15 protein-coding genes are annotated in these 12,257 nt (G+C 34.6%); 9 read left to right on the top strand and 6 right to left on the bottom strand.

Annotated features, from left to right (window positions below):
- Nucleotides 1-100: 100 nt before the first annotated feature.
- The 6 genes from LUA91_RS15000 to LUA91_RS14975 all read left to right on the top strand — a co-directional run bounded on the left by LUA91_RS15000 (nucleotide 101) and on the right by LUA91_RS14975 (nucleotide 5,130).
- On the top strand, nucleotides 101-670 hold the full coding sequence (locus tag LUA91_RS15000) for a hypothetical protein (protein WP_231426894.1): 570 nt from the start codon (nucleotides 101-103) through the stop codon (nucleotides 668-670).
- 11 nt (nucleotides 671-681) lie between these two features.
- Entirely contained in the window at nucleotides 682-1,152 is a 471-nt protein-coding gene (locus LUA91_RS14995; protein ID WP_231426892.1) for a hypothetical protein, read from the top strand.
- Between the two features lie 8 nt (nucleotides 1,153-1,160).
- On the top strand, nucleotides 1,161-2,282 hold the full coding sequence (locus tag LUA91_RS14990; RefSeq protein WP_231426890.1) for a VanW family protein: 1,122 nt from the start codon (nucleotides 1,161-1,163) through the stop codon (nucleotides 2,280-2,282).
- A 260-nt stretch (nucleotides 2,283-2,542) separates the two neighbouring features.
- Nucleotides 2,543-3,085, top strand: a complete 543-nt coding sequence (locus LUA91_RS14985; protein WP_231426889.1) for a hypothetical protein — start codon at nucleotides 2,543-2,545, stop codon at nucleotides 3,083-3,085.
- Between the two features lie 219 nt (nucleotides 3,086-3,304).
- Nucleotides 3,305-4,018, top strand: coding sequence for a hypothetical protein (locus tag LUA91_RS14980; RefSeq protein ID WP_231426888.1), 714 nt, complete (start codon nucleotides 3,305-3,307; stop codon nucleotides 4,016-4,018).
- Nucleotides 4,012-5,130 (top strand): PQQ-binding-like beta-propeller repeat protein, encoded by a 1,119-nt coding sequence (locus LUA91_RS14975; protein WP_231426887.1) that lies wholly within the window; start codon nucleotides 4,012-4,014, stop codon nucleotides 5,128-5,130. Before LUA91_RS14980 ends, LUA91_RS14975 begins: the two co-directional genes overlap by 7 nt.
- 79 nt (nucleotides 5,131-5,209) lie before the next feature.
- Here LUA91_RS14975 and LUA91_RS14970 read toward each other — a convergent pair whose 3' ends face one another.
- The 4 genes from LUA91_RS14970 to LUA91_RS14955 form a co-directional block, all read right to left on the bottom strand.
- Nucleotides 5,210-5,440, bottom strand: a complete 231-nt coding sequence (locus tag LUA91_RS14970) for a hypothetical protein (RefSeq protein ID WP_231426886.1) — start codon at nucleotides 5,438-5,440, stop codon at nucleotides 5,210-5,212.
- 270 nt (nucleotides 5,441-5,710) lie between these two features.
- Entirely contained in the window at nucleotides 5,711-5,884 is a 174-nt protein-coding gene (locus LUA91_RS14965) for a hypothetical protein (RefSeq protein ID WP_231426885.1), read from the bottom strand.
- A gap of 234 nt (nucleotides 5,885-6,118) precedes the next feature.
- On the bottom strand, nucleotides 6,119-7,351 hold the full coding sequence (locus tag LUA91_RS14960) for a PQQ-dependent sugar dehydrogenase (RefSeq protein ID WP_231426884.1): 1,233 nt from the start codon (nucleotides 7,349-7,351) through the stop codon (nucleotides 6,119-6,121).
- Between the two features lie 159 nt (nucleotides 7,352-7,510).
- On the bottom strand, nucleotides 7,511-8,263 hold the full coding sequence (locus tag LUA91_RS14955) for an SDR family NAD(P)-dependent oxidoreductase (RefSeq protein WP_231426883.1): 753 nt from the start codon (nucleotides 8,261-8,263) through the stop codon (nucleotides 7,511-7,513).
- Between the two features lie 205 nt (nucleotides 8,264-8,468).
- Between LUA91_RS14955 and LUA91_RS14950 the strand changes: the two genes are divergently transcribed.
- Entirely contained in the window at nucleotides 8,469-8,930 is a 462-nt protein-coding gene (locus LUA91_RS14950; protein WP_231426882.1) for a PA2169 family four-helix-bundle protein, read from the top strand.
- An 87-nt stretch (nucleotides 8,931-9,017) separates the two neighbouring features.
- Here LUA91_RS14950 and LUA91_RS14945 read toward each other — a convergent pair whose 3' ends face one another.
- Nucleotides 9,018-10,706, bottom strand: a complete 1,689-nt coding sequence (locus LUA91_RS14945) for a carboxylesterase/lipase family protein (RefSeq protein ID WP_231426880.1) — start codon at nucleotides 10,704-10,706, stop codon at nucleotides 9,018-9,020.
- 252 nt (nucleotides 10,707-10,958) lie between these two features.
- Here LUA91_RS14945 and LUA91_RS14940 point away from each other — a divergent pair, with 252 nt between their 5' ends.
- Complete coding sequence (locus tag LUA91_RS14940) at nucleotides 10,959-11,327, top strand: response regulator transcription factor (RefSeq protein WP_231426878.1); 369 nt, start codon at nucleotides 10,959-10,961, stop codon at nucleotides 11,325-11,327.
- 101 nt (nucleotides 11,328-11,428) lie between these two features.
- Here the strand turns inward: LUA91_RS14940 and LUA91_RS14935 are convergent, their stop codons facing one another.
- The gene (locus LUA91_RS14935; RefSeq protein WP_231426876.1) at nucleotides 11,429-11,623 is read right to left on the bottom strand and encodes a hypothetical protein; all 195 of its coding nucleotides are present in this window, start codon (nucleotides 11,621-11,623) and stop codon (nucleotides 11,429-11,431) included.
- A 164-nt stretch (nucleotides 11,624-11,787) separates the two neighbouring features.
- On the opposite strand from LUA91_RS14935, the gene LUA91_RS14930 reads away from it, so the two are divergent.
- Nucleotides 11,788-12,192 carry a hypothetical protein gene (locus LUA91_RS14930; protein WP_231426875.1) on the top strand — a complete coding sequence of 135 codons (405 nt, stop codon included), beginning with the start codon at nucleotides 11,788-11,790 and terminating at the stop codon, nucleotides 12,190-12,192.
- Nucleotides 12,193-12,257 lie beyond the last annotated feature (65 nt).

The following is a 12,257-nucleotide window of genomic DNA, read 5'->3' as shown; positions in this document are numbered from 1 at the left end:
GTTTGAGGTATGCGAAAGTAATTCAATAGTAAATTCAATGTGGTATTTCTAATATGCGTTTAAACAAAATTTTCATTTACCTTAATGTATAGAATTAACTATGAAATACGCATTCCTGGCTTTTTTTCTTTTAATATTTGATGTTTCAAATGCCCAAAAAACAGATAATACCAAAATGGTTTTTAATGTAAAAGGCGATTTGAATAAAGATGGTTTGGCTGATTTGGTTACGATGAAGGAACAACTTCATCATGCTAATAAACCTTTAATACTTGAAATTAAGTTTAATCAAAATGACGGAAAATATACAACAGTTTTAGAATTAGAAACTGCGTTAAAGTCAAAAAAATCAAATCAAATGGATGCCTGCATATTGGAAGAGCTAACCATTATAAAAGGTGTTTTAATTTTTAGAAATCAGCTGATGAAGGTAAGCATGTTGCATAAATTCAGGTATCAAAATAATCACTTCGAACTTATTGGCTACACCTTTAATAATGCTGATGCAGGAGGCGTTGAGTTTACCGATTTTAATCTGATTACAGGAAATAAGATTTACAAAATAATCAGTTATGAGACTGATAAAATTTTAGTAGAGAAAACCACAATTGAAAAAATCAATCCCTTACCAAACCTAGACAATTTTGTGCCTTTAGATTTGATGTATTAATGAAAAATAGGATGAAAAATTTAAAATATTATTTACTGGCTTACAGTGTTGTTTTGGTTATTGCATGCAATGAAAATGAGGGTAAGAAAAAGATAGCAAAAGTTACAGTTAAGGATACTGTAGAAAAGCAATCTAGTGGTGATAAAAAGATAAGCGTAGAAAGTGTTAATTCGAAAAAAGATTTTAGCAAAATTAAAAATCAATCTTTAGTTATCAGTTGTGGAAGTGGTTGCGCAATGACATACAATGTGAAAGATATCAATCAAATTAATGAAACCTCAATTAAAGTGATTTTTAAGGTAGACATGTATATCGATGAGAAACAGACAGAAACTTTCGATGAGACTTACAATTTTATCTACAATGCCGAGCATAAAATTGAAAAGATTATTCAAGATGGTGAAAATGAAAATGTCTTAAACAATATGTTGGGGGGCGCAAAACAAACTTTTAAGGATTTTGCTGCAGAGCTGATTAAATAAAACCCATCATGAAAGCGTTTAAAATCCTGCTTATTTCCTTTGCTGTTTTCCTGCTATCTTTTCTAGCTTTATTTTGTTGGCTAATTGCACCAGAATATTTTGCATGCGAAAGAACAATGGTTGAAGGAGAACAAGGTATTACCATATTTGGAGATAAGGTGAATTGTTCTGGTGAAAATCAAGCCGTTGGTGAGGGTGTATTTGAAGCATCGACGCTGGTTTTAATTATTGGATTTTTATTGCTTATCGCTGGATGTTTTTTCTATTTTAAAGTAAAAAGTAAAAGAAAAAGTGCCCACTCTTTATCTAATAAAAAGAGGCGAAAATTGATCAGTCAGCGGCACCCGTACTTGTATTTTTTTGCAGTTTGGGCTCGGCGGTTAAAACGCAGATTAGAATGGGTTTTTGATGGTAAGAAATATGCCAAATCCAAAACTGCTGATAAATTAGCTTTCAGGATTAAAAAACATCAATCAGTTCTGCTGAAAAAGCTTGGCGAAAATAACGAGCAGTTGCAATTAAATAAAATTACCAACCTGAAAATTGCTGCGGCCCAAATAAACGGAATTATAATCAAACCAGGCGAAACATTCTCTTTTTGTAAGCTGGTTGGCTTACCTACCAAAAACAAAGGCTATTTATTGGGGATGGAATTATCATTCGGCGAAGCAAAAGCAGGCATCGGCGGTGGAATTTGTCAAATCTCTAACCTTATTCATTGGTTGGTTATTCATAGTCCGCTAACAGTTACTGAGCGACGGCACCATTCATTCGATCCTTTCCCTGATGATGGGAGAGTTTTGCCATTCGGCAGTGGCGCCACTGTTTTTTACAACTATATAGATTATCAGTTTAAAAACAATACCGAACACAATTTTCAAATTAATTTATGGTTTACCGATAAATGTTTGGAGGGCGAACTCCGCGTTGATACAGAATTGAATTATGCTTACCACGTTGTAGAAAAAGAACATCAGTTTTTAAAGATAGATGGACAGTTTTACCGCAAAAATGAAATTTGGCGAGATAAATTATTAAAGTTTGAAGGTGGGAAAATTGTAGCAACCGAGCTGGTGATGAAAAACTTCGCAAGGGTAACTTACGAGCCAGAAAACTATATAGAAGCATAAAAATCTAAAATGGAATCTCAAGCATTTTTTAATTTGTGAGTTCTGTTTCTATTATCTGATATCTATTTTTTAAAATGAGAATAGAATTGAAGTAACAATCAACTGCATTAGCCTCAATTAATATAATTCGTCAATGCTTATTATCAAAAAAAAACATAAACAGTACGAATTATAACTCAAACCCAGCGAATTATAATTGGCACTAAAAATCTTTATGAATTAAACGTTATTTCGGTAAGAAATTATTAAAGTTAATTACCATGAAATACAAATTTTTTATCCTCGCAACTTTAATTTCTTTTGCTGCCTATGCCCAGAAGAAGCCGGTTAAAAAAACGCGTTATTTACCTCCACCTCCGGTTAGGTCAATACGTGAGGCAGATCCTGAATCATTGGTTAAGAATTCTTTTCCCGAAACCATCACCTTTAAGTGGAAAATTCAGCCAGCTACACTTACTACAATAACCCCCACAGATATTTTTGAAAAAAGCTACACTTTTAGTAGTCAAGGTAAAAATGTGAGAATTAGTACGGTTTATCCGAAAAATGGTTTTGAGTATAAAAAGCCAAAAGATGGAGAAGTAGAATTGGCTCAAAATTTAATTATCAAATACAAAGATTATAAAAAGGTAGCTATCGAAGGTGATAACATCAATATTGTAAGTGATGATGGTAACGAAACCATAAGATTAATGCTTACTAAAAAAGGAAATCAGTTAATAAATATAAAAGAGTTAAGCTCCAATAAGGTTTTTACTACAACTGACCGTTATGAGGGTGAACCAACCCTAATGGGATTTTGATTTAACCTTCAGATAGGTGGTGCTATTATAAAGCTACAACATTTAAATATGTTAGCCTCTTAACCTACCTCTTAAATTAAGTTTTAAAAAATATCATCCGGTATAGATTAAAGGAATGCAAAACCTCGAAAATATGATCTTAACTCCATCAAATTGTATCGGTTCATAACTTTTAGCCATCAAATTATACTATCATAAACCCATCAGAAAAACGCATCAATGGAAAAAATTCCTGTTAAAAAATCTAAAGCTAAAAAAGTATTAAAAATTGTTGGGCTATTTATTCTGCTGCTCATCGTTGTTGCGGGTGTTACAGAATATATTTACAGAAACGATGTGGAAACTCCGCTATATAAGGTGCAACAATATCTTACCTACAGCAAGGAAGATTGGGCCAATTACGAAAATAACAAGCGTTTAATTGCAGAAAGTGCGAAAGATACCACTAATGTAGATTATGCAACAGCTGCGCCGCAAAGCCCGATAGATACCACAATGTGGGAAAACGCTATCAAAAATAAAGATTACATTCCGGAAAGTGTAATGGAAGATATTATCAATTATAAGAAGAGAGACTTTTCTAAACTACAAGTTGCCGAAGAAAAACCTACAGACCAAGAGGCGCAAGAAGCCATTGTTAGAAATTACCAAAACGAGGTGGCAAGTTTGCTTAAGCAATATAAAGCAACCATTAAAATTGGAGTTTGTTATACTGCTCCATTGCAACAATCGGAAGGTGATAGGGAAATAGCAAGGGTTACGGCTATGGTTTCAGCATTTAATAAAGAGCGTGGAAATCTTGGCAATATCCAGGCGCCGCTAAATGTAATTTACGATTTCGTAAAATATCAATCAGACCCAAACACATGGCATCTTGCCGATTTTAGCCAAAGTATTCCTTATGATTATGTTTTAAATAAAGATAGATGGTAAAATTATTAACCCTTGTGTTGTTGTGCGCCACCTTACTTTCCTGTAAGAAAAAGTCAGAGAACGATAAAAGCATACTGTATTTAACCACAAGTGCAAATGATGTGTACGCATTTAATCTCAAAGACAAAAAATTGTTGTGGCATGCAGATTCGTTTAACCAAATCGAGAATGATGAGGTGAATTTTTTTACAGTCGATGACAAACATTTAATCAAAGCATATATCGATGGCTCGATTATCCAATACGATAAAAAAACAGGTAACAAGGTTTGGGAAATAAAAGATACCGTTTCATCAGATGCCGATTTGTACAACTACAATTTTACGGATGTAGCCTTTCGATTGTTTTACCAGTATCCGTTAGTGGTAAACGGCAATATTATCTTTGCCAATAGCCATGGTGAAATAAAATCGATCAACATTGCAACTAAAAAAGTGAATTGGGTGTATCACAATCCCAACATCATATATTCTAGTCCTAAAGTGGTGAAAAACCTGGTGCTGGTAAGCTTAAATGGAAGTATGATTGCAATTGATATTAAAACCGGCAAAAAAGTATCATCTGTTAATTATGATGAAAATGAACCGGTTACTGGTGAAATGATGATCGATGGCGGCAATATTTTTACACTTAGTCAGAATAACCTATTATCATATTTCACACCTGAATATAATTCTCTGTGGGATTTCAAGGCAGATATTACTTCGCAAAGTTCTACGCACAACATGCTGATCACGGATAATGCGGTTTATTTTGGGGGTTCTACCTTATATGCAGTTGATAAGGAAAAAGGGGAACTACTCTGGAAAACCGAACTGTACAAAGAAGATAATGCATTACTTAGCGTTGCCGAATGTGATGATGGCGTAATGGTGAGCACCCGCAAAGAGATTTTAAAATTAGATGACGAGGGTAAAGTTATAGCTCGTAAAAAGCTGGCTAGTGAGGCTTATGGCATACTTTACCATGCAAATAACAACTATTATTACGTTTGCCAAAATGGTGTGATGTACAGCATTGATGCAGACTTAAAAACAGAAACCGTTTTTTATAAAGGCATAAATATTGACCCAGAGCATCGGGTTGATAATACGTATATGTTTGCAGAGTAGTGAGTTTAGTTTAGTATGCTTTTCCTTTTATTGTTAATATATCCTCAAAACTTTTTTAAAGGTTTTGAGGATATAAAATTTATGCTGCATGCACCACTTCAAAACCACCATACATGGCCATTTCGGCAGAATGCAGAACTGTTAGTCTAAGTTTCATTCTTTCAATCAATTCCTTCGCCGCAGTAATACTTCTATAAACATCGTTATTGCCTCTTATTTCAATACCTCTGTTTAATAATTTAAATTTACTTGGCTGGAATTTGTCTATAAATTGTTGAAGATCGTTAGTTGGAGTAATTGTCTTTTGCATATAATTCGTTTTAGATAAGAGATAAATAAAAGACGATCCATATTTGTTTGGGAGATTTTATCCACATAAATGTTGTTTTAAACATTTGAATATCTAAGGAATTGAAAAACTGATTCTTAACTAAAATATCAATTGATATCTAATTATTTCTATCCAGAAAATTTTCTGTAGATGATTGATATAAGATCACGAATATAGCAAAGCCGAAAGCAAGTAAATACTTACTTCAAAATTGAAACATGCTAAGCGTTCTTATCATCATTTTTAATTTCAACTTTGGCTATCGCTGCCTTGGCTAACTTTATTAATGATGCTCCAAGCAAAAATAATCCAAACACAAATTACGGTGCTTATCCCTAATTCGATATCGGCAATTTTTCCAGAAAGTAATAGTGCAGTAGCAGATATCAGACAAGAAACTAAGAAAAACAGGAAATTTTTCATAATAATCTGATTTAGTTGCTATTAATGATCTCAATATAGGGAAATTTGCTGATTTGGCAAAATAAAAGTTTACATATTTGATTATTATTCAATGATTTAGCGTTTTTTAGCAATATGTTTAGCTTTCTTTGATATGTAAGAGGATTAAATATAGTTTGGAGTAATCATAAAAAGAAATGGCGCAATAATTTTAATGTTATTGCGCCAAATAAATTCATATCATTAAGTGGATATTTACGATCGGTCGATACGATATAACCTTCCACCATCTGTTATTGCATAGAGCATATTATCTGTTCCTTGGGTAATATCTCTAAATCTTTGGTTTTCGCTTGTTAATAAGCGTTCTTCTCCAATTACACGATTGTTTTCTACAACCAATCTAACTATATGTGTACCGCTTAAAGTTGCAATAAACAAATTGTTTTGCCATTCAGCAATTCGATTACCAGTATAGAAAACCATCCCACTCGGAGATATTACAGGATCCCAATAATAAGCAGGTTGTTCCAATCCATTTTGTTGCTGTATTGGTGCGCCAATTGCTGATCCACTATATTCTATTCCGTAAGTGATAGTTGGCCAGCCATAATTTCGGCCTGCTTGTAAACGATTAATTTCATCGCCCCCACGAGGACCATGTTCGCTTTGCCAAATTTCTCCACTAGTTGGGTGCAGGGCTAAACCTTGAGGATTGCGATGTCCGATACTATAAAGTTCTGGTAATGCTCCGGCTGCTGAAAATGTTGGGTTTCCGGCAGCAGGTTGACCATTTGTATTAATGCGGATAATTTTCCCTAGTCCAGATGTTACTGATTGCGCAAGTGGTCTTGTTGCAAGATCAGAACGCTCACCAGTACTAACAATCAAATTTCCAGTACGGTCGAATAAAATTCGGCCACCATAATGAAGGGTGCCATTATAAGCAGGGCCAGCTCTATAAATAACCGTTGCGTTTTCAATACTTTGTTCATTTTGAGCCAATCTTCCTTTCGCTACTGAGGTTTGTGTTCCACCAGTAACGTTTTCAGAAAATACCCAATAAATCATTCTATTGCTTGCAAATTGAGGATCAATACACAACCCTAGCAACCCACCTTGTCCAGATGAATTTACTGCTGGTATACCACTAATTGGTGAACTTAATGTACCTGATGTCGTCGCAATCCGCATTGTTCCTGCTTTTTGTGTAATTAATAACCTTCCATCAGGTAGCGCGGTAATACCCCATGGAGCAGTTAAACCAGTACTGATTGCAGTGCCTTGAAATGCTACGGTTGTACGTACTGCTTTTACTCTTGTTTGGCCTGCAAACGCAGGAGCGTAGTTAGTATTTGGTTGGCTTGTTTCAACACCTGGTCCATCGGTTAAACCCGTATCATTATCATCAACAAGTTCTGTTTTTGAACAACTTGATAATAGGAGTAGGCTACATCCCACCAAAATTGAATTGGTTATCGCTTTCATGGTATTAAGTTTTAGTTATCGGTAACATTATTAACAGAATAAATAACTAATTGGTTTTTAATTGTTTAAAAATGCGGCAGGAGGTTTGAATTGTTTTTTTTATAAAAAAGGATCAAATTTTTATCAAACTTGATCCTCAAAAAAATATTAAGTTTAAAATTATACAGCGGTGTAGCCACCATCAGCTATAATGTAACTACCAGTTGTAAATGATGATTTATCGGAACTTAAAAACGCAACTAAATCTGCAATTTCTTGTACGGTTCCCAATCTATTAATGGCACTTTTTCCTGCAACTGCTTTCAAACCTTCTTCATCTAAATTTGCAGTAAGCAACGGTGTCTCAATATAACCTGGCCCAACTGCATTACACCTGATATTTTTTTGAGCATATTCTACCGCGATATTTTTCGTTAAACCTACAACGGCATGTTTAGAGGCCGTGTAGGCAGGGCTATTTGGTGCAGCAACCTGTCCATGAATAGAGGCAATATTAATAATTGAACCACCACCATTTTTTACCATTTGTTCAAGCTGGTATTTACAAGCATAAAAAACACCATTCAGGTTTAGTGCAATTACACGATCCCACTCTTCGGGCTCGTAATCACCTGTCGGTTTTGCAGGGCCACCCATTCCAGCATTATTGCAGGCAATATCTATGCGTCCATATTTTTTCACTACCTCATCTACTAATTTTTTATTGTTTTCGGCTTTTGAAGAATCTGCTAATACAGCAAATGCATCACCACCATTATCAATAATTAATTTAACAGTTTCGTTGGCATGCGCTTCATTGATATCTGCTACAACTACTTTGGCGCCCTCCTTAGCATAAGTAATTGCAATTGCCCTACCGATTCCAGAACCCGCACCAGAAACCACAGCTACCTTATTGTTTAAAATTGACATAATATTATTTGTTATATGATATTGAAATAACGGTTAGGTGGCTTTAATGTTTGTCAACTAAAAGTGTTTTCTGCAATCTGAAAATCATACCATAGCAACGTCCAACACTTAAGTATAAACAGAAAAGTATTTTTTACAATTAGCAAAACTTTCAATGATGACTGTTGTTGTAATTCCAACTACCAATTATTGAATTATAATTACTATGGAAAATCAAGAAAAAACAGTAGAGGTATTAAACGACCTTATTCAAATTAACAACGACAGAGCAGATGGCTTTGATAAAGCATCTAAAGATTTAAGTGATGAAAACATCGATTTAAAAGCAACTTTCGATAAGCTTTCATCAGATAGCAGATCAAATGTGACTGAACTTGCTGGTCTTGTAGGCAGAAATAACGAAGATCCAGATACTGGAAATACCATTTTGGGAACATTACACAGAGCATGGATTGATATCAAAGCAAGCTTTGGTGGTGATGACCGTCATAGCATTTTAGCTGAGTGCGAAAGAGGTGAGGATGCAATTAAAAAAGCATATAAAGATGCACTTCAGGAAAATGAGCTAGGTGAAAATGTTAGAACCGTATTGTTAAAACAACAAGATGGAATTAATATTAGTCACGATGCAATTAAGGCATTAAGAGATGCCCATAAATCATTGTAAAAAAAATCTAATTCTTTACAGAGCCGTTGAATAATTCAGCGGCTTTTTTTTGCTTATATTTTTATGAAAGTTTAGAAAATCAAAAAATTATTCTGCAAACTTAATTCGCTGTAATAATAAATACCTGTTTCTGGTCGTATCAAGTTCAACCTCAACTTTACTAGGTAAGCCAATTCGTAAATATTCTTGTTTTACTCCAGCTTTCTGTTTAGGCCAATTAATAAGGTTGATTTCCTTACTGCCCAAATTTGGATTGTTATTATGAATGAAATTGGAAAAGTAAGCCTGCATTTGTTGCGAAACTTTATAATCTTCCTGCTTCCATGCGTAATTTCGTTGAACATCAAGATTTCCCAAAGCATATTCTATTTCTGCAGCATGAAACGCAGAACCTGTAATGGCTTTATTAATCATCTTTTTAAGTAAAACTTGAAAAAAATTACCATCATTAATAGTACTTGCGGTTAATCCAGGATGGGGTTGATCGAACAAATACCGATAAACAGGCGCATTACTTTTAGCATGTAATTCTGCCAAACGCCATGTTCCGAAATTAATTAGCCAATCGCTACCTAATTTTGCACCAGCTATTTTTGCCTGTTCTTTTGTTGTTACAGGATAATATTTCAATACTTCGGCTGCATCTTCACCATATATTTTCCGAACTCTTTTATAGAAATTTTCTGGCGTAGCCCGTTTTAATCTGTAAAAGGCCAGAGATGGTACCTCATCTGCATTCCAACCTACAAGCAGTGGAACTTTAATTTGCTCTCCAGCTTCGAAAACCTCTGTCGGGAATTTTGGAAGAAAGTAACCATCAACAGTGGGTTTAAATCTTCTGGGATCTCCTTTGGATGCAATTTTTAATAAGCGCTTTTCGTCAATGGCCCGCATTTCGGCAATTGATTCGCTTTTAGTTAAAGCAACAAAGTCAATACCCATTTTTTCTGATGATTCTTTTGATTTTATCAATCTTCTTGAATCAAGTAAAGAACTACTTTGGGCAATAGCAGCAGAGAATAAACCTTTTGAAAGAGGGGAGGCCATGTGTGCACTTACCGATTGCGAACCAACAGATTCGCCACCAATGGTAATCCGATTGGGATCGCCGCCAAAAGCAGCAATATTTTCACGAATCCATTTTAATGCTGCTACCTGATCTAATAAACCATAGTTGCCCGATGCACCGAACTGATTTTCTTTAGCTAAATCGGGGTGCGCTAAAAAGCCAAAAACGCCCAATCGATAATTAATAGAAATGTATACAATTCCCTTCTTTGCCATGCTTTCTCCATCATAAGCGGGCTGCGATCCATCTCCGTGAATAAATGAGCCACCATGAATAAAAATATAAACCGGATGCGGTTTCTCGTTAGGCTTAGCGGTAGACCAAATGTTAAGGTAAAGGCAGTCTTCACTCATGCTTTCAGATCGGAACTCATAAAGAATACCAGATTTTTGAACAGGGCGAGCACTAAATTCTATCGCTTTGCGAACCCCAGACCATTTAGTTAAGGGCTGTGGTGCTTTCCAGCGCAATGGTCCGATTGGTGGTGCAGCATAAGGAACACCTTTAAAAACAAACACATCGTTTTGGATTTTTCCTTCCAGTCTTCCTTCGTTAACTGTGGCGTAAACTACCGATGACTTTTGCAGTTGTGCATAAGATTTATTAGAGAAAATGTTAAATAAGATGAGTATGATGATACTTACTTTAAGTATATAATCGTGCTTCGCTGAAATGTTCATTAATGTAACAAAGATAAGTAAACTCAACTTCGCCAATTTACTAAATAAGCAACAATCTTATTATCAATTTATTAATTTAGCTAAAGGGTGTTTGTAAGAAATTATTGGTGATACTTTTCATGTGATAATTAAATCTGAAAGTACGGGTTATTAATTCTATACTATTGTGGTTTTTTGTTTACAACAGTGAAATACTTCGATTTAACCAAAACAATTTTGCATATTGTTGGTTTCACACAGTGAATAAGCATTGCGAACTAGTAATTGACTAAGAATTTTATGGGTAAGAAAATATGCCTGCTCGAGGATGATCAGGGTATTAAAGAAATTATTGAATTGATTTTAACTGAAGAAGATTATGAGGTTTTTGGATTTTCGAATGTAAAAGATTTTATGGCATTTGATGATAAAGCCTCACAAGATTTATACTTGCTTGATGTTAAACTACCAGATGGAAATGGGATAGAGGTTTGTGAAATGCTTAAAAGCAATGAATCAACAAAGGGTATCCCCGTGATGATGATGAGCGCACATGCTGCTTTAAGTGAAATGAAAAAACAATGTGGCGCAGAAGATTTTATTGCAAAACCTTTTGATATATTCGACTTATTGAAAAGAGTTGGAAACTTTGTTGGACAAGCTAATTAATACATTATACTGATCATTACTTAAAAACCAATATCTCACAAATAATACTAAATAGATTTTTTTTATTTAAGCTAAAATATAGGATTTATTTTATTCCCTAATTATCCTGTGGCTGAAAGTTTCTGATTATTTTGATCCATTGTTGTTAAATCATATCTCCAATATTCATACTTTATAGCCATTTCAGTAAGGTTGTTAATTTCTGGTACGAAAGAATGATTAACAGAATTTTCTGAAAGCTGCTTAAGTCTTTTGATAACTTTTTTATAGTCCTGGTCGTTGTGAATTTTGATCATTTTAGTATGTGTTGAGTGCCTAATTTCTGCATGATAACATTATTCAGATCTAAAAAGTTTTCTACAAATGTTGATTAATGAAAATCTTTTGAGATGCATCAATCCAAATACTTAGTGTTGCGATGCTATCGTAAACATTTCTTTTTGGAATGTGTTATTAAAAGATGAAAACTACAACTGGAAAAAGTATCGCCAGAATCATTTTGGGTACTGGATTAATTATTGCCGGAATTGGTCATTTAACCTTTGCCCGGAAGGAATTTCAAGCGCAGGTTCCTGATTGGATTCCTCTTAAAAAAGATGATACGGTAATTTACTCAGGACTAGTAGAAATAGCAATGGGGACGGCATTGGTTTTTGCTCCTAAAAAGTATAGGCCTGCAGTAGGGATTTTAGCAGCATCGTTATTTGTCGCCGTGTTTCCGGGCAACATTTCTCAATATGTAAATAAACGCGATGGTTTTGGTTTGGATACCGATCAGAAACGATTGATGCGATTGTTTTTTCAGCCAGTACTTATTTTTTGGGCCATAAAGAGCACGCAACAAAAAAGGTTAAAGGCTTTGTAGTTTCATTGAATAGTTTTATTTAAGCGCTAAAAAGAAAGCCAGCCAAACAATGGCCGGCTTTCCTC

Source organism: Pedobacter sp. Leaf250 (assembly GCF_920984735.1).
Classification (GTDB): Bacteria; Bacteroidota; Bacteroidia; order Sphingobacteriales; family Sphingobacteriaceae; genus Pedobacter.
The sequence above is the reverse complement of the archived record's forward strand: the minus strand, read 5'-3'. Positions and strand labels throughout refer to the sequence as shown.